Genomic DNA, 19,830 nt, shown 5'->3' with positions numbered 1-19,830 from the left:
GGGCTTAGCAATAAACTCAGCGGCGCAGAGTATATCACTTTTCATGGATATTCTGCGCGCAAAACCAAACAGCAGTGCCATGCTTAACGGGATGTCTCCCTGGGCTGAGAACCGACCCTGCCGTCTCAGCGCTCTGGTCACCGAGTCTGATCAACGATATTGAAAGAGAATTATGCCGAAAAAATCTGCACCACCCGCCAATTTCGAAACGGCTCTGGCCGACCTGGAACAGATCGTTGCCCGCCTTGAATCAGGCGAATTGCCTTTAGAAGACGCGCTGAATGAATTTGAGCAAGGCGTCCAGCTTGCCCGTCAGGGCCAGCAAAAACTGCAACAGGCCGAACAGCGTGTACAGATCCTGCTCGACAGCGATGAAGATGCACCGCTGGCACCTTTCACACCGCAAGCTGAGTAAAGGTTTATGTCTGAAGCGATGTCTCTTTCTCCGGCTGGCGAGTTCTCCCGTGAGCTGCGCGCCATGCAGCAGCGCGTTGACAGCGTACTGACCGCCTATATAGATGCGCAGCCGCTGGCTGATTTACCGCTGGTTGAAGCGATGCGCTACGGTGCGTTGCTCGGCGGTAAACGCATGCGTCCTTATCTGGTGTACGCCACCGGGCAGCTGTTCGGGCTGGATTTGAAAAATCTTGATGCGCCCGCGGCGGCGGTCGAATGCATTCATGCTTATTCGCTGATCCATGACGATCTGCCGGCGATGGATGACGACGATCTGCGTCGCGGACAGCCGACCTGTCACATCAAATTTGGTGAAGCGAACGCGATCCTCGCCGGTGACGCGCTGCAAACGCTGGCGTTCACTATTTTAGCCGACGGCGACATGCCGGACGTACTGGTTAAAGATCGTCTGTCGATGGTGTCCGAACTGGCCACTGCCAGCGGCGCCAGCGGCATGTGCGGCGGACAAGCGCTGGATCTGGCTGCCGAAGGCCAGCAGGTCAGCCTTGATGCACTGGAAAAAATCCACCGCCATAAAACCGGTGCGCTGATCCGCGCCGCTGTGCGCATGGGTGCGCTGGCCGCCGGCAATACCGGACGCGCCGTTTTGCCTATACTGGATACCTATGCACAGGCGATTGGCCTGGCGTTTCAGGTTCAGGATGACATTCTGGATGTGATTGGCGATACCGCCACGTTGGGCAAACGTCAGGGTGCTGATCAACAACTCGGTAAAAGTACTTACCCTGCCCTGCTGGGGCTCGACGGCGCAAAGGCCAAGGCCATGGACCTGTATCAGGAAGCCGTTTCCGCACTGGACCAGCTCGCCGCGCTTTCTTACAACACAGCGCCACTTCTCGCGTTAGCCAGCTTCATTATTGAGCGCGATAATTAATACTTACTATGAGCAACTGATGAGTCTTGAACTAGCCAAATACCCGACACTGGCGCTGGCGGAGAATCCTGAAGATCTCCGTTCACTTCCTAAAGAGAGCCTGCCTAAGCTCTGCGACGAACTGCGCCAGTATTTACTGGCCAGCGTCAGCCAGTCCAGCGGACACTTTGCGTCCGGGCTGGGAACGGTTGAACTGACCGTGGCCATGCACTATGTCTACAATACGCCGTTCGACCACGTGGTCTGGGACGTCGGCCATCAGGCCTATCCGCATAAAATTTTGACCGGACGCCGTGACCGGATTTCCACCATCCGCCAGAAAGGCGGCCTGCATCCATTCCCGTGGCGCGGTGAAAGCGAGTACGACACGTTGTCTGTCGGTCACTCTTCGACGTCAATCAGCGCCGGTCTGGGCATGGCCGTGGCCGCCGAGCGTGAAGGCAAGAACCGCCGTACTGTCTGCGTAATTGGTGATGGCGCGATCACGGCAGGTATGGCATTCGAAGCCATGAACCACGCCGGTGATATCAAGCCGGACATGCTGGTTATCCTCAACGACAACGAGATGTCAATTTCCGAAAACGTAGGGGCGCTGAACAATCATCTGGCGCAGCTTTTATCCGGTAAGTTGTATTCCCATCTGCGTGAAGGCGGTAAGAAAGTCTTGTCCGGCATTCCGCCTATCAAAGAGCTGGTACGCCGTACTGAAGAACATTTAAAAGGCATGATGGTACCAGGCACGCTGTTTGAAGAGCTGGGCTTTAACTACATCGGCCCGGTTGACGGACACGACGTGGTGGCGCTGGTGCAAACGCTGAAAAACATGCGTGACCTCAAAGGCCCGCAGTTGCTGCACATTATGACCAAAAAAGGCAAGGGCTATGCACCTGCCGAAAAGGATCCGATTGGCTGGCACGCAGTGCCGAAATTCGATCCGGCATCCGGTATTTTGCCAAAAGGCAAAGAGGGTTTACCGACCTATTCGAAAGTCTTCGGCGACTGGCTGTGCGAAACGGCGGCTAAAGACAGCAAGCTGATGGCAGTGACGCCTGCGATGCGTGAAGGCTCCGGCATGGTGCGCTTCTCCCGCGAATATCCGCAGCAATATTTCGACGTGGCGATTGCTGAGCAGCACGCCGTGACCTTTGCGGCGGGTCTGGCGATCGGCGGCTACAAGCCGGTTGTCGCGATCTACTCCACCTTCCTGCAACGCGCCTATGATCAGGTGATCCATGACGTAGCGATTCAGAATCTGCCGGTGCTGTTTGCCATCGACCGTGGCGGTATTGTCGGTGCCGACGGCCAGACGCATCAGGGCGCGTTCGATCTCTCGTTCCTGCGCTGCATTCCGAACATGATCATCATGACACCAAGTGATGAAAACGAATGCCGTCAGATGCTCCATACCGGTTATCACCATAATGGCGGTCCGGTAGCGGTGCGTTATCCGCGCGGTACCGGCACTGGCGCAACCTGCGAGCCGCTGGCGTCACTGCCAATGGGTAAAGGTGTGGTGCGCCGCGAAGGCGAGAAAGTGGCGATCCTTAACTTCGGGACTTTGTTACCGGATGCGCTGGAAGCCGCTGAAAAACGTAATGCCACCGTGGTGGACATGCGCTTTGTGAAACCGCTGGACGAAGCCCTGATTCTGGAACTGGCCGCCAGCCACGAAGTGCTGGTGACGGTTGAGGAAAACGCCATTATGGGCGGCGCAGGCAGCGGCGTGAACGAACTGCTGATGGCCAAACGTATGCTTGTGCCGGTGCTCAATATTGGTCTGGCGGACAACTTTGTGCCACAGGGTACACAGGACGAAATTCGTCATGACGTCGGTCTGGATGCCGAAGGGATCGACCGTCAAATCACCGACTGGCTGGCCTGATCATTTCCCCCTCTTTCTCCTGAAAGAGGGGATTTCTCCCTCCATACCCTCATCTCTTGCGCAATCCTGCCGTTCTGTGAGCTACAGTTAAGCATGCTAATCATTTTTTTACGCCTGCCGGTCTTGGCGCAGGCTTTAACGGAGAGATGCAATGCAATACACCACGTTGGGAAAAACCGGTCTGAAAGTGTCGCAACTGTGTCTGGGTTGTATGACGTATGGCGAACCGGATCGCGGCAGACATGCCTGGACGCTGCCGGAAGAGAGCAGCCGCCCGATCATCAAACAGGCGCTTGATGCGGGCATTAACTTCTTTGATACAGCCAACAGCTATTCTGACGGCAGCAGCGAAGAGATCGTCGGACGTGCGCTGAAGGACTTTGCAAAACGCGATGACATCGTTGTCGCCACCAAAGTGTTTTATCCGATTACCGGTCTGGAAGGCGGATTGTCACGCGCCTCTGTCATGCAATCCATCGACGACAGCCTGCGCCGACTCGGCATGGAGTATGTCGATCTGCTGCAAATCCACCGCTGGGATTACAACACGCCGATTGAAGAAACGCTGGAAGCGCTGAATGATGTGGTGAAAGCCGGGAAAGCGCGTTTTATCGGTGCATCATCGATGCACGCCCATCAGTTTAAACAGGCGCTGGATATTTCCGAGCAAAATGGCTGGGCACGTTTCGTCTCGATGCAGGATCAATACAACCTCATTCAGCGTGAAGAAGAGAAAGAGATGTATCCGCTGTGCCTGGAAGAAAACATCGCGGTTCTGCCGTGGAGCCCGCTGGCACGGGGTAAGTTAACGCGTCCGTGGGGTGAAACCACTGCGCGTTCAGTCTCTGACAGTTTTGCCAATACGTTGTACGACGCCACCGACGAAGCTGACGGTAAAATCGCTGAACGTGTCGGTAAAATTGCCGAAGACCACGGAGTACCGCGTGCTCAGATTGCGCTGGCGTGGATCCTCAGCAAACACGTGATCACGGCACCTATCATCGGTGCTTCCCGCCCCGCTCATCTCGATGACGCGATTGCTGCGTTGAACATCAGGCTGACCATCGAAGAAATCGCCGAACTGGAAATGGCTTACGTACCGCACAAGGCCGTCGGTTTTGAATAAGATCAGCGAAACATTTTGAGTTAAAAAAAAGCGCGACAGAATCAACCTGACGCGCCTTTTTCACATTGAATCAAACCGTCTAACGGCCCGTCAGGCGAAGTGATCAAACCCCTGCCATTCCAACTCTACCTGTTTGCCGCCGCGCAAGAACTTAATACCTTCCGACAGCGGTGCGATCTGACCGACACAGGTGAAATCTACACCCAGATGGCTCAGCGCAACGTCCAGCGCGCCCCGGTTTATTTCCGGTACGGTGAAGCAAAGCTCGTAATCTTCGCCGCCGGTCAACGCCCATTTCAGCGCCTGCTCAGGATCAGCAATTTTCTTCATCGCGTCAGACAACGGGATAGCGTCAAGATCCAGACGCGCGCCGCAGTCGCTGGCTTTCAGAATGTGTTTCAGATCGGAGATGAGCCCGTCAGAGAGGTCGATGGCCGACGTGGCTAAATCACGCAGCGCCTGCCCCTGCAAAACGCGCGGCGATGGCCGCAGATGACGTTTGAGCAGAAACTCGCGGGATTTATCATCACTGATGTTCAGCTGTTCCAGCAGTACCGCCAGACCCGCCGCGCTGTCACCCAGCGTGCCGGTCACGAAAATCCAGTCGCCGACGCCCGCGCCGGAACGCGTTAATGCGCGCCCAACGGGAACCAGCCCCTGAATGGTCAGCGTCATGCTCAGCGGACCGCGCGTAGTATCGCCGCCAATCAGCTGCATGCCGTAATAGTTAAGTTGTTCGAACAGGCTGTCGCTGAATGCTTCTAACCAGTCGGCTTTCACCTCAGGCAGCGTCAGTGCGAGAGAAACCCAGGCCGGATCCGCGCCCATTGCGGCCAAATCACTGAGGTTTACTGCCAGCGCTTTGTAACCCAAATCGGCCGGAGAAATGGTTTTAAGGAAATGAATGCCTTCGACCAGGGTATCAGTACTGACTGCCAGTAGCTGCTTTTCGCCCACCGTCAGTAAGGCACAATCATCACCAATGCCTAACTGAACATCCTGCCGGGCAGTTCTGAACCGGTTAAAGTAGCGATTGATAACGTCAAATTCGCCGGATGCCATAGTACAATTCCAAATCGTTAGAATGACTTAAGGCCGGAAAACCGGCCTTAAGAGGGGTGTCACACAGAAGATAAGCGAGGTGACATCACCAGACTATCAACAGAGCGCGCATTCGGCTGAAAATGAGTGTGATCATTTATCAGAAACGCTGACTCTGGCTGACATTATTTTTTGCGAATATGCGGGCCCGCTTTGTCCAGCACACCGTTGACAAACTTGTGGCTGTCTTCAGCGCCGAAGGTTTTCGCCAGTTCGATCGCTTCATTGATGGCCACTTTGTAAGGGACATCCTGGCGCTTGCTCAGCTCAAACAGAGCCAGACGCAAGATAGCTCTTTCCACCTGGCCTAATTCATCCAGCTGACGTGACAGGTATGGCGCCATCAATGCATCGAGTTTCTCTGCACTGTTTGCTACACCCGACAACAGTTCGCGGAAATAGGCAATGTCTACGTCTTTGACATCCTGCTCGGTCAGGAATTCTAATTCAACATCGGCGATGTCATTTTTCGACAACTGCCAGGAGTAAAGCGCCTGAACGGCACATTCACGGGCGCGGCGACGAGCAGCAGGTTTCACGGATTTCCCCTTAACTAGATTCAGGCCTTAATAGCCTTGATAACATTAATCATTTCAAGCGCGGTCAGTGCAGCTTCTGCACCTTTATTACCGGCTTTTGTCCCTGCACGTTCGATGGCTTGTTCAATGCTTTCTGTTGTCAGCACACCAAAGGCAACCGGGATTTCGCTGTTCATTGCAACGCTGGACAAGCCAGAGCTGCATTCGCCCGCGACGAATTCAAAGTGGGCTGTGCCCCCGCGGATCACGGTACCGAGTGCAACCACGGCGTCGTACTTACCGCTTTCAGCCAGAGCACGGGTTGCCAGAGGCAATTCGTATGCGCCAGGGACCCAGACTACGGTGATGTTGTCATCGCTGACCTGACCAATACGTTTCAACGCATCAATAGCACCGGAAAGCAGGCTGTCGTTGATGAAATTGTTAAAACGAGCAATCGCGATCGCTACGCGCGCGTTAGGCGTGGCTACAACACCTTCAATAACGTTCATAGTTTTCCTTAAAGTGGGTTCAGGAGTTTCTCAACCCCAGCCGCAGGGGGGCGGATTCTATCATAAAATTACCCTGTCTGGACATGTGCTTTTAAACCCATGCGGACAAGGAGGCGTAAAATTCTCAGTACGATGTTTTCAGCACGCTATTCAGTACTGCGGTTTCATGCGCAGACGCAGATCCTGGCCAATCTGCCGGACATCGCTGAAGGCGAATTCCGGCGCATCGCTCAGATGCTGCAATCCGGGCAGTTCACACAGCGCCCGGCCATTATTACCCAATAACTTAGGTGCCATATAAACGATTAATTCATCAACCAGACCGGCTTGTAATAAGGCACCGGCGAGTTGTGCGCCTGCTTCGACCCAGACAGAGTTTATCTGACGCTTCGCCAGCTGCATCATCAGCAGAACCAGATCGATTCGATTGTCGCGGCCAGGAACGCACCATTGCTCTACGGATTCAGGCCAGAGTTGATTATCCTTCTCCAGACGCGCCAGCAGCACATCACCGGGGAGTTTCATCAGCTGATGCTCAGGGGTGACACGGTTCTGGCTGTCGAGAATGATCCGCAGCGGTTGGCGCAGATTTTCTTCGGGATAAATCGCCTGCACGTCGCTGCCCAGTTCGCTCCAGCGCACGTTCAGCGATGGATTGTCGGCCAGCACGGTAGCACTGGTACTGAGAATGGCTGAGCTTTCTGCGCGAAAACGCTGAACGTCAGCGCGCGCTGCAGCAGATGTGATCCACTGGCTTTCGCCCGAGGCCATTGCCGTTCTGCCATCCAACGAAGCGCCCATTTTCAGCTGCACGTAAGGGAAACCGGTGCGCATCCGCTTGAGGAAACCAAGATTGACGGCTTCCGCCTGCGAATGCATCAGGCCGTGGCTGACATCCACACCATTTTGCTTGAGGCGATATAAACCGCGCCCGGCGACTTCCGGGTTCGGATCCTGCATGGCGGCCACCACGCGGGTGATCCCGGCAGCCAGCAGCGCATCGGCACACGGCGGCGTGCGCCCGTGGTGGCTGCAAGGTTCGAGCGTCACATAGGCCGTGGCACCTTTGGCTTTTTCGCCTGCCATGCGTAACGCATGGACTTCAGCATGAGGTTCACCGGCACGCACATGGTAGCCTTCACCGATGATTTCGCCATTAAGCACAATGACACAGCCGACGTTCGGGTTTGGCGTGGTAGTGAAACGTCCGCGGCGCGCCAGCTCGAAAGCACGCGCCATAAAACGTTCATCAGAAGCTTTTTCGGACAGCATTAACGTTCCTTAATCCTGAAGACGGGCAATCTCTTCGCCAAATTCGCGGATATCTTCAAAGCTGCGATACACCGATGCGAAGCGGATATAGGCCACTTTATCCAGTCCTTTCAGCGCATCCATCACCAGACCGCCGATCATTTTGGCTGGAATTTCACGTTCGCCGGTGGCGCGCAACTGGGATTTAATGTGGCTGATGGCGGTTTCAACGTCATCTGAACTGACCGGCCGCTTTTCCAGCGCTTTCAGGAATCCGCTACGTAATTTGTCTTCATTAAAAGGTTCGCGGACTTCATTGCTTTTTATGACGCGCGGCATCACCAGTTCCGCCACTTCAAACGTGGTGAAACGTTCATGGCACACCAGGCACTGACGGCGGCGGCGAACCTGCGATCCATCGCCCACCAGGCGGGAATCAATGACTTTAGTATCAACAGCGGCACAAAATGGGCAATGCATAGCACTTCCTGATCGCGAACTCAATTGGACATCAGTTTAACCCGAAGTGTGCCGACAACAAAGGCTGTCGCTACTTTCATAGACATCGGGTTAAACTTACGCATCTCTATTAGTGCCCGGACGGATGTTACATCGGGCAGAAGAAAGGAAATCTCTGATATGACGAAACACCCTCGCCTTTGGCTGGCCTGCGCCGCATTGCTCAGCCTGACCGGCTGCGCGAAGCAAAATCCACAATTGCCGGAACTGAAAACCGAAGTGGGCCAGCTGAATCAGAAACTGCAACGGCTGACCGATTTGGCCGTCGCGCTGGAGCAGCAGACCACGCTTAACCGTCAGTCCACCAACGGCGTGTATTTGCTGCCTGCGGCGAAAAGCCCGGCGCTGCTGAAAAGTGATCTGGGAGAACTGACCGTCACGCTGCTGCGTGTGGCACCTGACGCGAGCGGATTACAGGCCGTTCTGGAAGTGAAGAATAATGCCGGTCAGCCGTTGCCGCCGTTTACCGCGTCTCTGAGCTGGGGCCAGCTGGATCCGGTGACCGGCAAACCACTGACCGTGGATATGCAAACCCAAAACATCAACGTCGAACCGGATTTGTTACCGGGGCCGGTAAAAACTTTCGACGTGAAGTTTAGTCAGGTCACGATGGAAACGCTGGGCTTTATCCATTTGCATAATATGGTTGCCACGCCTCAGCCCGCGCCGGTTCAGCCGTAACCCCCCCAAATGTCAGACAAAAAAAACCCCGCAACGCGGGGTTTTTTATTACTGAACGGTTTGCAGATTAAGGCAGAATCGAAGGCTGATCTGCACCTTCTTTTTCCACTTTTTGCTGCAACATGTGTTCACGCTTCATGCCCAGTTTCAGAGCCAGCGCCGAAGCAACGTAAATCGATGAAGCCGTACCAATTGAAACACCAATCAACATGGTCAGTGAGAAACCACGCAGCAATGCACCACCAAACAGATACAGCATCAGGATCACGACTAACGTGGTACCGGATGTGATTAATGTTCTGTGCAACGTCTGGGTCAACGACACGTTAAAGATTTCGTAAGATGTCCCGCGACGGATCTTGCGGAAGTTCTCACGAATACGGTCCGATACTACGATGCTGTCGTTAAGCGAGTAACCGATAACCGACATTAACGAAGCAACGATAGTCAGGTCGACCTCGATATGGAACAACGAGAGCACACCCATGGTGATCACCACGTCGTGAGCAAGTGCGATAACAACACCTGCTGCCAGACGCCACTCGAAGCGGAAACCGACGTAAACTAAGATAGCGATCAGCGCCACTAACAGCGCCATAGCACCATTTTGCGCCAAATCGGCACCTACGCTCGGGCCAACGAACTCGATACGTTTCACCTGGGCATTCTGGCTGGTCGTTTCGTTAATCACGCTAAGAACTCTGGCACCCAGTTCCTGGCCGCCTGTTTCACCCTTAGTCGGTGGCATACGAACCATGATGTCACGGCTGCTACCAAAGTTCTGTACCAGCGGTTCTGCAAAGCCTGCTTTCTCAAGCGAAGCGCGCATCACGTCCAAATCCGCAGGTTTTTCCAGCGAGATTTCAATGACCGTACCGCCGGTGAAATCCAGACCCCAGTTGAAACCCTTCACACCGATAATGGCGATAGAAAGGATCAACAGGAAACCGGAGATACCGAAAGCCCAGTAATCCCAGCGCATAAAGTCATAGACTCTACGGCCGTGGTTTAATTGTTCTACAGTATATTCCTGTGCCACAACGCACTCCTCAGATAGACAGCTTTTTGATGCGCTTGCCGCCGTACAACAGGTTTACGATGGCACGGGTACCGACGATTGCGGTAAACATTGACGTCGCTACACCAATACCGGTTGTAATCGCAAAGCCTTTAATTGCCCCGGTGCCGACGGCATACAGGATGATGACCTTGATTAGCGTCGTGACGTTGGCATCAAAGATGGAGCTGAACGCGCCTTTGTAACCTTCATCAATAGCCTGCTGTACTGTACGTCCGTTACTAAGTTCTTCCTTAATACGTTCGTTGATCAGTACGTTGGCATCAACCGCTACGGCAAGGGTTAATACGATACCCGCAATACCCGGCATAGTCAGTGTTGCCCCTGGTATCAGAGACATGATCCCAACAATAAGCACCAGGTTAGCAATCAGCGCAGAGGTCGCAATCAGGCCAAACTTCTTATAGAAGAACAGCATGAAGATAATTGAGACCGCAAGTCCTGCCAGACAGGCTTCCAGACCTTGCTTGATGTTTTCCATCCCTAAGGTCGGGCCGATGGTACGTTCTTCAACAATCTGAATTGGCGCGATCAACGCACCAGCACGCAGCAGCAGAGACAGCTGACGGGCTTCATTCGGATCGTTCACACCGGTGATGCGGAAGCTGTTGCCCAGACGTGACTGAATGGTCGCCACGTTGATGACTTCTTCCTGTTTCGCCAGAATCGAACGGCCGTTGGCATCTTTCTTACCGCTGTCTTTATATTCCACGAACAGGGTCGCCATCGGTTTGCCGATGTTATCCTTCGTGAAGTTAGACATGGCGTTACCGCCAGCGCTGTCGAGAGAGATGTTTACCTGCGGCTGATTGTACTCATCCATGCTGGAGGTGGAGTCAGTGATATGGTCACCGGTCAGGATCACGCGTTTGTACAAGACAACCGGGCGGCCTTCACGGGTATTTTTCACTTCGCTGTCACCCGGCACGCGTCCAGAAGTTGCAGCGGTAGCATCCACATTGGTGTTGACCAGACGGAATTCCAGCGTCGCGGTCGCGCCGAGAATTTCTTTCGCGCGAGCGGTGTCCTGAATACCCGGCAACTCAACCACAATACGGTCAGCACCCTGACGCTGTACCAGCGGCTCGGCCACACCCAGTTGGTTAACACGGTTACGCAAGATGGTGATGTTTTGCTGAACGGCATACTCGCGAGCTTCACTCAGACGAGCATCAGTCATCACCACTTTGATGGCGTTATCGCCACTGTTGGTGATCACTAAATCGCGGTGACGTGGGCCGAGGAAGCTGACCGCAGAATCGCGGGTGGCAGCATCACGGAATCGCACTTCAACGCCATAGTTGTCGAGCTTACGCACCGTGGCATAAGGAATATTCTTGTCGCGCAGATCGCTGCGCATGTTGTCCATTGTCTGCTCTTGCAGCTTACTCAGCGCGGTATCCATATCCACTTCCATCAGGAAGTGCACACCACCACGTAAGTCGAGGCCCAGCTTCATCGGCTCGGCACCCAGCATGCTCAACCAGCGCGGCGTTGCAGGCGCGAGGTTCAGTGCAATGACAAACTTGTCGCCCAGCGCTTCGGTCAGCGCTTCACGTGCACGAAGCTGTACATCCGTGTCATTGAAACGGGCAAGAATAGCGCCATTTTCCAGAGCAACTGATTTGATCTGAATTTTGCTTTGATCTAATACGTTACGGACTTGGTCCAGCGTTGCTTCACTGGCGTCGGAACCCCGAGCACCAGTGATTTGAACAGCCGGATCCTCACCATAAAGGTTGGGAAGTGCATAAAGCAGCCCGACGATGACCACAACGATCAGCATCAGATACTTCCACGCAGGATAACGGTTTAACACGGCAGTTCCCTTCGGGAAAATCGAAAATTAGATAGACTTCATCGTGCCTTTTGGCAGAACTGCTGCCACGAAGTCACGCTTGATCATCACTTCGTTAGTGTCGTTCAGTGCGATAACGACATAGCCGGTTTCAGCCACTTTCGTTACGCGACCGATCAGGCCACCGGTGGTCATCACTTCGTCACCTTTACCGATGGAATCCATCAGTTTTTTGTGTTCTTTAGAGCGTTTCTGCTGCGGGCGCAGGATCATGAAATAGAAAATCAGACCAAAAACCACCAGCATAATAACCAGAGAGTAAGGACTTCCCTGTGACGGTGCGCCAGACGCTGCGACAGCATCGGAAATGAAAAGACTCATTTAAATTCCCTCATTGTTGTTGTGAAGCAAAAGAGTTGTTGTAAAAAATACCGTATTTCCAAAATGGAGTCTGGCGATGAAACGTCTCGCACAATACCCCATTATGACGGCTCAACAAATGATAAAATCGGCACCGCCCTGAGGTGATACCGACACGACTAAGAAATCAGAAGTTTAAAGGCGGAACCGGTTTGCCTTTACTCTCGTAGAAGTCTGTCACAAAGAGCTCTAATTTACCCTCTTCGATAGCCTGGCGTAAACCGGCCATCAGACGCTGGTAATAGCGCAAATTATGAATGGTATTTAAACGCGCACCCAGAATTTCGTTGCAACGGTCGAGATGATGCAAGTAGGCGCGGCTATAATTGCGACACGTGTAGCAATCACAGTGTTCATCCAGCGTCGAGGTGTCATCTTTATGCTTGGCATTACGGATTTTCACGATGCCGTCGGTGACGAACAGGTGACCGTTACGCGCGTTACGCGTTGGCATTACACAGTCAAACATATCGATACCGCGACGCACGCCTTCCACCAAATCCTCCGGTTTGCCGACGCCCATCAGATAACGAGGTTTGTCTTGCGGAATTTGCGGGCAAACGTGCTCGAGGATACGGTGCATGTCTTCTTTTGGCTCGCCTACCGCCAAACCGCCCACAGCGTAACCATCAAAGCCGATATCTACCAGCCCTTTTAATGATACATCTCGTAAATCTTCGTAAACGCTTCCCTGGATAATCCCGAACAAAGCATTCTTATTATTCAATTCGTTGTGACGATCGCGACTGCGTTGCGCCCAGCGCAAAGACATCTCCATCGAGCGTTTGGCGTAATCCCAGTCGGCAGGATATGGCGTACATTCGTCGAAGATCATCACGATGTCAGAGCCGAGATCGTTTTGGATCTCCATGGATTTTTCCGGGCTCAGGAACACCGGATCTCCGTTGATCGGGTTACGGAAATGCACACCCTCCTCTTTGATTTTGCGCATCGCACCCAGGCTGAACACCTGGAAACCGCCGGAATCAGTGAGGATCGGGCCGTGCCAGTTCATGAAATCATGCAAATCGCCATGCAGCTTCATGATTTCCTGGCCCGGACGCAGCCACAGGTGGAAGGTGTTACCGAGCAGGATCTGTGCGCCGGTTTCTTTGACTTCTTCCGGGGTCATGCCTTTAACGGTGCCGTAGGTACCGACGGGCATAAAGGCCGGGGTTTCGACCACGCCGCGTTCAAAGACCAGACGTCCGCGACGGGCGCGGCCATCGGTAGTGCTTAATTCGTACTTCACATTGCCTCCAGCATCAGAGAAACAGTCTGATGAGGTTAAGTCCGTGGCATGACGCCCGGAAAAGAAAGCCCGAATGCACCGAGTGCGTCCGGACCGGTAGTTTTAAAAAACTTACTCGCCCACCACTTCCTGAGGGGCCAGCGGGTTACGGTTGATGAACATCGCATCGCCGTAACTAAAGAAACGGTACTGCTCAGCCACCGCCTGATGGTAAGCATTCATGGTATTTTTGTATCCGGCAAACGCCGACACCAGCATGATCAGGGTTGATTCAGGCAGATGGAAGTTCGTTATCAGGGAATCAATCACCTGATAGTGATAACCCGGATAGATGAATATCTTAGTATCACCGAAGAACGGTGCAATCAGCGCATCTTCGCTGGCTTTCGCGGCACTTTCCAGCGAACGGACAGACGTGGTACCCACGGCCACCACTTTGTTACCGCGCGCTTTACACGCCAGCACCGCATCCACCACGTCCTGAGGCACTTCGGCATACTCAGCGTGCATGATGTGGTCTTCGATGGTATCTACGCGTACCGGCTGGAACGTCCCCGCGCCGACGTGCAGCGTGACGAACGCAAATTCCACGCCCTTTTCTTTCAGCGCATCCATCAGCGGCTGATCAAAGTGCAGACCGGCAGTCGGTGCAGCAACAGCCCCCAGACGTTCACTGTAGACTGTCTGATACAGTTCGCGGTCGGCATCTTCGTCAGGACGGTCAATGTACGGCGGCAGCGGCATATGGCCGATTTCGTTGAGCAGGGTAAAGACATCGCGGTCTTCATTAAATTCCAGCTCAAACAGCGTATCGTGACGCGCCACCATCGTCGCTTTAATATCGTCTTTATCACCGAGCAGCAACTCTGCGCCGGGCTTCGGAGATTTTGAGGCGCGAACGTGCGCCAGAACGCGGTGCGAATCCAGCACGCGTTCAACCAGCACTTCAATCTTGCCACCGCTGACCTTACGGCCAAACACGCGGGCGGGGATCACGCGGGTATTGTTGAAGACCAGCAGATCACCGGGCACGATTTTATCGAGAATGTCGGTGAACACGCCGTGCGTTAACTCACCGCTCGGCCCGTCCAGAGACAACAAACGACAGCCGCTGCGCTGGGTCTGCGGATAGCGGGCGATCAGGGATTCCGGGAGTTCAAAAGAAAAATCGGCAACACGCATGGGTTTTCACTTCACTTTAACGACAAAAACAGGCGGCTTAGTCTAGTGGGACGGGGCATCCCCTGCAAGCTTCTGCGCTAATAAAGGCACCCGCTGACCTGTCAGAGATCACGTTTCCTGCGTTATACTTCGCCGATGAATTTTTTAGCGCACCTCCATCTGGCCTCGCTGGCCGACAGTTCACTGCTGGGCAATTTGCTGGCGGACTTCGTTCGCGGCAATCCTGACGGACAATATTCTGCTGAAATCGTCAGCGGGATCCGTATGCATCGCCGCGTTGATACCCTGACCGACTCCCTGCCCGAAGTGCGGATCGCGCGCAGCTATTTCCGTGATGATTTCCGCCGCGTCTCGCCGATCACGCTCGACGTGGTGTGGGATCACTTCCTGTCGCGCCATTGGGCGACAATTCATCCACAGCAACCGCTGGAAGATTTTCTTGCCGCCTGTCAGCAGGAAATTACGCCGCATTTGCCCGATATGCCGGAGCGTTTCCAGAATCTGAATGCCTGGTTATGGCCGGAGCGCTGGATGGAACGCTACGCCGCACTTCCGTTTATCGCCGATGTACTTCGCGGCATGGCCTCACGGAGGCCAAAACTCAGTGCACTGACCGGTTCCTTCCACGATATCGAACTGAACTATGACGCGCTCGAGCAGTTATTCTGGCAATTTTACCCGGTGATGATGCAGCAGGCGAAAGATCGTCAACTCTGACAAACCGCGCTAAACCTGTGAGTCACAGCACAATCCCTGCAAGACAGATGGTTGTTGATAAAGAACCGTGAGACTTAGATCAAATACTGATAGCCGGATGCTATCTGATTGATTGGCGCGATGGGGTTTATTCACTACCGGCTTGCCCCTATACTGGCAGTCGTTTTGTTCACCCTTTCCACCTACGATGCCCTCATGGGTCTTAAAAGGAGTAATTTATGGTTCTGGTAACTCGCCCAGCCCCTGATTTCACCGCAGCTGCAGTACTCGGCAGCGGCGAAGTAGTTGAAAACTTCAACTTCAAAAAACACACCGCAGGCAAACCAACTGTTATCTTCTTCTGGCCAATGGACTTCACTTTCGTTTGTCCTTCTGAGCTGATCGCTTTCGATCACCGTTACGAAGAATTCCAGAAACGTGGCGTAGAAGTGGTAGGCGTTTCCTTTGACTCCGAGTTCGTTCACAACGCATGGCGTAACACCCCTGTTGAGAAAGGCGGCATCGGCCCTGTCAAATACGCAATGGTTGCTGACATCAAACGCGAAATTCAGAAAGCCTACGGTATCGAACATCCGGTCGCTGGCGTTGCACTGCGCGGCTCCTTCCTGATCGACAAAGAAGGCGTTGTACGTCACCAGGTAGTGAACGATCTGCCACTGGGTCGTAACATCGACGAAATGCTGCGTATGGTTGACGCGCTGCAATTCCACGAAGAGCACGGCGAAGTGTGCCCGGCTCAGTGGGAAAAAGGTAAAAAAGGCATGGGCGCATCTCCGGATGGCGTGGCTAAATACCTGTCTGAAAACGCTTCAAACCTGTAATCCTCTTCGGATATCAAGGTCAATAACGGTCAGCCTCGCTGGCCGTTTTTTTTGCCTGCCATTTGCCACGATCACAGTTCTCCCCTTCCTTCTGCTCACTCCCGGTCTTTTACGTCTACGCTGAAAACGTATCACCTGCGTCAGAGTGGTACGCACTTTTATAAAGAGTGGCGTGCGCTTTGCATAAATGCATTGCGTTAAACAACATCGTTAACACCCAAAAAAGCGTTATCACACAAGAGCCTGAAGGTTCTGATTTTCAAAAGACAGGAGTTTACATGTTACGGAGTCCATGGAAAAAATCGCTCATCGCACTGGCTATGTTTACCAGTTTTCCGCTGCTGGCCGCGTCAAATCCGGCCGTTGAAGCGAAAAACGGTATGGTCGTCACCTCGCAACATTTAGCGTCACAGGTCGGCGTCGACATCCTCAAGATGGGGGGCAACGCGATTGATGCCGCCGTCGCAGTCGGTTACGCACAGGCCGTCGTCAACCCATGTTGTGGCAACATTGGCGGCGGTGGCTTCATGACGGTGCATCTGGCAGACGGTAAAGACACGTTTATCAACTTTCGTGAAACCGCACCCGCAGCCGCCAGCGCCGATATGTATCTGGACGCCGATGGCAATGTGAAAAAAGGCGCCAGCCTTTACGGCTATCTGGCCGCAGGCGTTCCGGGGACGGTGCTGGGAATGGATACGGTTCAGAAAGAATACGGCACGCTCACGCGTGAGCAGGTCATGGCACCGGCGATAAAACTCGCACGCCAGGGCTTCGTGCTGACCCGCGCGGATACCGATATTCTCGATACCAAAGTAGCCCGCTTCAAAGAAGATCCCGAAGCCGCGCGTATCTTCCTGCGAAAAGACGGCAGCCCGTTGCAGCCTGGCGACAAACTGGTGCAAACCGATTTAGCCAACACGCTGGAGTCTGTTTCCAGGCACGGCCCGGACGCGTTCTATAAAGGCAAAATCCCGGCAGCAGTAGAAGCGGCCTCGAAAAAAGGCGGCGGCATTCTGACTGCGGCGGATTTCGCTAACTACAAAGTCACAGAAGACGCGCCGATCACCTGTAGCTATCGCGGCTATAAATTTGTCTCCGCGCCCCCGCCGAGTTCTGGCGGCGTAACGATGTGCGAAATCCTCAACATTGTTGAAGGCTATGATCTGAAAAGCATGGGCTTCAACTCAGCGGCGTCCATTCACACGCTGACCGAAGCCATGCGTCACGCCTATATGGACCGCAACACTTATCTCGGCGATCCGGCCTTTGTGAAGAATCCGGTCGATCGTCTGATCAGCAAAAGCTATGCCGAAGAAATTCGTAAGAAGATAGAAGCGGATAAAGCGACGCCATCCACGCAGGTTCAGCCGGGCATGGAACCGCACGAGAAGCCGGAAACCACGCATTACTCTATCGTCGATAAAATGGGCAATGCCGTTTCTACGACGTACACCATCAACGGCCTGTTTGGTTCCGTGGTGATTGCGCCGGGCACCGGTTTCTTCCTTAACGATGAAATGGATGATTTCACCACCAAAGTCGGCGAGAAAAACCTGTACGGGCTGGTGCAGGGGACGCGTAACGCCATCGCCCCCGGTAAGCGCCCACTATCGTCGATGAGCCCGAGTCTGGTGACCAAAGACGGTAAAATCTTCATGGTACTGGGGTCTCCGGGTGGTTCGCGCATCATCACGATCACATTGCAAACCGCGCTTAACGTGATTGATTACGGCATGCCTCCGCAGGAGGCCGTCAATGCGCCGCGCATTCACCACCAGTGGCTGCCGGATGAGGTCTATTACGAGCAGCGTGGCGTCTCGCAGGACAGCCTGAACATTCTGGCGAAGATGGGCTACAAAATGGTCGAGCAAACCCCGTGGGGCGCAGCAGAGCTGATTCTGGTGGGCTTACCGGGCGCGGCGGGTGTCACGCCGATGAACTCAGGCAATGACTCGGCATTGTCGGGGAAAGTTCGTGAGGGCTATTTGTATGGCGCGAATGACGTGCGTCGCCCGGCGGGTGCTGCAATAGGCTATTAACCTTCAGCGGCAGGAAATAAAAAACCCCCGATGTCGCGAAGATATCGGGGGTTTTTCTTTATCCGAAGGTAAGCACTTGCTTACGCGTTACTTACTGAGCGACAACGCCTGCTTCTTACGGTCGTTACGCAACTTGAACGCATAACCTATCAGCAGCGCCACAACCCAAACCATGCCGACGTAAAGTGACACGCGGGTATCCGGGAAGTAACCGATCAGGCCGATGATAAACACCAGGAAGATGATGCCGAATACCGAAGTGTAGACGCCGCCACGCAACGGGAACTCGAGCTCTTTAACCTGTTGTTTATTCAACTTGCGACGAAAACCTATCTGGGAGAACAGGATCATAATCCACACCCAAACAGTCGCGAAGGTCGCCAGAGACGCAATCACCAGGAATACGCTGGAAGGCATGATGAAGTTGAGGTAAACCGCAATCAGCAGCGCCCCCATCATCACCAGCACCGTGACCCATGGCGTGCCCAGACGCGACACCTTGCTGAATATTTTCGGTGCCTGCCCCTGCTCTGCCATTCCGTGCAGCATACGGCCCACGCCAAACACATCGCTGTTAATCGCCGACAGTGACGCGGTGATCACTACAAAGTTCAGAATACCTGCCGCTGCGGTGATCCCCATATGCTGGAACGTCAGCACGAACGGGCTGCCCTGCGTACCTATCTGATTCCATGGGAAAATGGACATAATGACAAACAGTGTGCCCACATAAAACACCAGAATACGCAGCGGCACGGAGTTAATGGCTTTCGGAATAGACTTCTTCGGGTCTTCAGCTTCACCGGCAGTAATACCGATGATTTCAATCCCGCCGTAGGCAAACATGACCAGCTGTAAAGACAAAATGGTGCCCATGATGCCCTGACTAAAGAAGCCGCCGTGGCTCCACAGATTATGAATACCCGTCGCCTGCCCGCCGTTACCGATGCCCCAAATAATAATGCCGAAGCCCGCCACAATCATGATGATGATCGTCAGCACTTTGAAGAAGGAGAACCAAAATTCCAGCTCGCCGAACACCTTCACGCTGACCAGATTGATGGCGCCGATAATCAGCACCACGCTCAGCACCCACGTCCACTGCGGCACGTCCGGGAACCAGACGCCCATATAAATGCCGAACGCCGTGACGTCCGCGATGGCAACGATCAGGATTTCAAAACAATAGGTCCAGCCGGTGATGTAACCCGCCATTGGCCCAAGATAATCCTGCGCATAGCGTGAGAAAGAGCCACTCTGCGGATTGTTAACAGACATCTCGCCAAGGGCGCGCATGATGATAAAGGCGATAATGCCGCCGACCAGATAGGCCAGCAGCACGCTTGGCCCCGCCAGTTTGATCGCATCCGCCGATCCGTAAAACAGCCCGGTTCCTATGGCCGATCCCAATGCCATAAAGCGAATATGACGCGTTGTCAGACCACGTTTTAGCTTCGTGCCCGGCGCTTCTGGCTGCGCGGTTGGTTGTTCAGCTGATTGTTGCATTGACCCTAACCCGTTTCTGTATTTTGAAAATCAAAAATGCGAATTCTAAAAAACACTGCGTCCTGCCAATGAA

General features: G+C 53.8%; 19 protein-coding genes. 8 read left to right on the top strand and 11 right to left on the bottom strand.

Translation table 11 applies throughout. The features are described from left to right. The first annotated feature begins 172 nt into the window (after positions 1-172). The 4 genes from xseB to TU92_RS01995 all read left to right on the top strand — a co-directional run bounded on the left by xseB (position 173) and on the right by TU92_RS01995 (position 4,359). On the top strand, positions 173-415 hold the full coding sequence (gene xseB, locus TU92_RS02010) for an exodeoxyribonuclease VII small subunit (protein WP_112164297.1): 243 nt from the start codon (positions 173-175) through the stop codon (positions 413-415). Between the two features lie 6 nt (positions 416-421). Continuing rightward, positions 422-1,351 carry a (2E,6E)-farnesyl diphosphate synthase gene (ispA, locus tag TU92_RS02005; RefSeq protein ID WP_112164296.1) on the top strand — a complete coding sequence of 310 codons (930 nt, stop codon included), beginning with the start codon at positions 422-424 and terminating at the stop codon, positions 1,349-1,351. Positions 1,352-1,370: 19 nt separating this feature from the next. Then, positions 1,371-3,233, top strand: a complete 1,863-nt coding sequence (gene dxs / locus TU92_RS02000) for a 1-deoxy-D-xylulose-5-phosphate synthase (RefSeq protein WP_112164295.1) — start codon at positions 1,371-1,373, stop codon at positions 3,231-3,233. A 151-nt stretch (positions 3,234-3,384) separates the two neighbouring features. Then, on the top strand, positions 3,385-4,359 hold the full coding sequence (locus TU92_RS01995; RefSeq protein WP_112164294.1) for an aldo/keto reductase: 975 nt from the start codon (positions 3,385-3,387) through the stop codon (positions 4,357-4,359). Positions 4,360-4,449: 90 nt separating this feature from the next. On the opposite strand, the gene thiL is transcribed toward TU92_RS01995, so the two are convergent. The 5 genes from thiL to nrdR all read right to left on the bottom strand — a co-directional run bounded on the left by thiL (position 4,450) and on the right by nrdR (position 8,221). Further along, positions 4,450-5,421, bottom strand: a complete 972-nt coding sequence (gene thiL / locus TU92_RS01990) for a thiamine-phosphate kinase (RefSeq protein WP_112164293.1) — start codon at positions 5,419-5,421, stop codon at positions 4,450-4,452. 164 nt (positions 5,422-5,585) lie between these two features. Beyond that, a complete protein-coding gene (gene nusB, locus TU92_RS01985) occupies positions 5,586-5,999 on the bottom strand; it encodes a transcription antitermination factor NusB (protein ID WP_101075473.1) in 414 nt (137 codons plus the stop codon). Positions 6,000-6,019: 20 nt separating this feature from the next. After that, the gene (gene ribH, locus TU92_RS01980; protein WP_056771010.1) at positions 6,020-6,490 is read right to left on the bottom strand and encodes a 6,7-dimethyl-8-ribityllumazine synthase; all 471 of its coding nucleotides are present in this window, start codon (positions 6,488-6,490) and stop codon (positions 6,020-6,022) included. Between the two features lie 150 nt (positions 6,491-6,640). Further along, positions 6,641-7,762 (bottom strand): bifunctional diaminohydroxyphosphoribosylaminopyrimidine deaminase/5-amino-6-(5-phosphoribosylamino)uracil reductase RibD, encoded by a 1,122-nt coding sequence (gene ribD / locus TU92_RS01975; RefSeq protein WP_112164292.1) that lies wholly within the window; start codon positions 7,760-7,762, stop codon positions 6,641-6,643. A gap of 9 nt (positions 7,763-7,771) precedes the next feature. After that, positions 7,772-8,221 (bottom strand): transcriptional regulator NrdR, encoded by a 450-nt coding sequence (gene nrdR / locus TU92_RS01970; RefSeq protein ID WP_112164291.1) that lies wholly within the window; start codon positions 8,219-8,221, stop codon positions 7,772-7,774. A gap of 159 nt (positions 8,222-8,380) precedes the next feature. Between nrdR and TU92_RS01965 the strand changes: the two genes are divergently transcribed. Beyond that, complete coding sequence (locus tag TU92_RS01965) at positions 8,381-8,941, top strand: DUF3251 domain-containing protein (protein ID WP_112164290.1); 561 nt, start codon at positions 8,381-8,383, stop codon at positions 8,939-8,941. A 67-nt stretch (positions 8,942-9,008) separates the two neighbouring features. Here TU92_RS01965 and secF read toward each other — a convergent pair whose 3' ends face one another. From secF to queA, 5 genes are all read right to left on the bottom strand, one after another. After that, positions 9,009-9,980: a protein translocase subunit SecF gene (gene secF, locus TU92_RS01960; protein WP_112164289.1), complete on the bottom strand. Its 972-nt coding sequence runs from the start codon at positions 9,978-9,980 to the stop codon at positions 9,009-9,011. Between the two features lie 10 nt (positions 9,981-9,990). After that, positions 9,991-11,838, bottom strand: a complete 1,848-nt coding sequence (gene secD, locus TU92_RS01955) for a protein translocase subunit SecD (protein ID WP_112164288.1) — start codon at positions 11,836-11,838, stop codon at positions 9,991-9,993. Between the two features lie 27 nt (positions 11,839-11,865). Beyond that, a complete protein-coding gene (yajC, locus tag TU92_RS01950) occupies positions 11,866-12,198 on the bottom strand; it encodes a preprotein translocase subunit YajC (RefSeq protein ID WP_056770992.1) in 333 nt (110 codons plus the stop codon). A gap of 166 nt (positions 12,199-12,364) precedes the next feature. Then, positions 12,365-13,489, bottom strand: coding sequence for a tRNA guanosine(34) transglycosylase Tgt (gene tgt, locus TU92_RS01945; protein ID WP_112164287.1), 1,125 nt, complete (start codon positions 13,487-13,489; stop codon positions 12,365-12,367). A 111-nt stretch (positions 13,490-13,600) separates the two neighbouring features. Beyond that, positions 13,601-14,671, bottom strand: a complete 1,071-nt coding sequence (queA, locus tag TU92_RS01940) for a tRNA preQ1(34) S-adenosylmethionine ribosyltransferase-isomerase QueA (protein ID WP_112164286.1) — start codon at positions 14,669-14,671, stop codon at positions 13,601-13,603. A 135-nt stretch (positions 14,672-14,806) separates the two neighbouring features. Between queA and TU92_RS01935 the strand changes: the two genes are divergently transcribed. From TU92_RS01935 to ggt, 3 genes are all read left to right on the top strand, one after another. Continuing rightward, the gene (locus TU92_RS01935) at positions 14,807-15,388 is read left to right on the top strand and encodes an ACP phosphodiesterase (protein ID WP_112164285.1); all 582 of its coding nucleotides are present in this window, start codon (positions 14,807-14,809) and stop codon (positions 15,386-15,388) included. Positions 15,389-15,606: 218 nt separating this feature from the next. After that, the gene (locus tag TU92_RS01930; RefSeq protein WP_112164284.1) at positions 15,607-16,209 is read left to right on the top strand and encodes a peroxiredoxin C; all 603 of its coding nucleotides are present in this window, start codon (positions 15,607-15,609) and stop codon (positions 16,207-16,209) included. Positions 16,210-16,487: 278 nt separating this feature from the next. Continuing rightward, complete coding sequence (gene ggt, locus TU92_RS01925) at positions 16,488-18,251, top strand: gamma-glutamyltransferase (RefSeq protein WP_112164283.1); 1,764 nt, start codon at positions 16,488-16,490, stop codon at positions 18,249-18,251. Between the two features lie 87 nt (positions 18,252-18,338). On the opposite strand, the gene proY is transcribed toward ggt, so the two are convergent. Beyond that, entirely contained in the window at positions 18,339-19,757 is a 1,419-nt protein-coding gene (proY, locus tag TU92_RS01920) for a proline-specific permease ProY (protein ID WP_112164282.1), read from the bottom strand. Positions 19,758-19,830: the final 73 nt, after the last annotated feature.

It is taken from the genome of Rahnella inusitata (assembly GCF_003263515.1).
Taxonomy (GTDB): domain Bacteria; phylum Pseudomonadota; class Gammaproteobacteria; order Enterobacterales; family Enterobacteriaceae; genus Rahnella; species Rahnella inusitata.
The sequence above is the reverse complement of the archived record's forward strand: the minus strand, read 5'-3'. Positions and strand labels throughout refer to the sequence as shown.